The organism is Actinomyces sp. HMSC075C01 (genome assembly GCF_001812965.1).
Classification (GTDB): domain Bacteria; phylum Actinomycetota; class Actinomycetes; order Actinomycetales; family Actinomycetaceae; genus Actinomyces; species Actinomyces acetigenes.
This window is the reverse complement of sequence record NZ_KV810945.1, coordinates 1-401: the sequence shown is the minus strand read 5'-3', so window position 1 is coordinate 401 and position 401 is coordinate 1. Positions and strand designations below refer to the sequence as shown.

Here is a 401-nt window from a genome sequence, read left to right as displayed (position 1 = left end):
GGTGGTGCGCACGCCCTTGGGCGCCGATGAGGACCCCGGTGCTGTACTGGTGGGCTCGGGGCGGGCGATCGTGGACGCCATTCCCGGTGTGCGGATGATTGATGAGTGCCCGGCCGAGCACCTGCGTGAAGGGGGCCGGCTGCGCAGCGGTATCTACATCCTTGATGAGACGGCTCTGACGTTCATGCAGCTGGCCTGGATCGAGCAGACCATGCGTGGGGGCGCCTGTTTGTGGACGGCGACCTTTACCTGCGCCACGCGCGAGTTCGGCGCCCACTTCGGTCACATGTATGAGATGAGCCGGTCCCTGGAGGTTGTGGCATGAGCTCATTCGACGCTGAGCGTGGTGTGATGATCCTGGAGCCGGAGCAGTGGGACGTCCTTCAGAGGATGGTGACCGG

At 64.8% G+C, this 401-nt stretch carries 1 pseudogene; it reads left to right on the top strand.

Annotation, left to right across the window (positions count from 1 at the left end):
- Positions 1 to 325, top strand: a pseudogene (locus tag HMPREF2883_RS01990) (hypothetical protein); the annotation flags it as partial.
- Positions 326 to 401 lie beyond the last annotated feature (76 nt).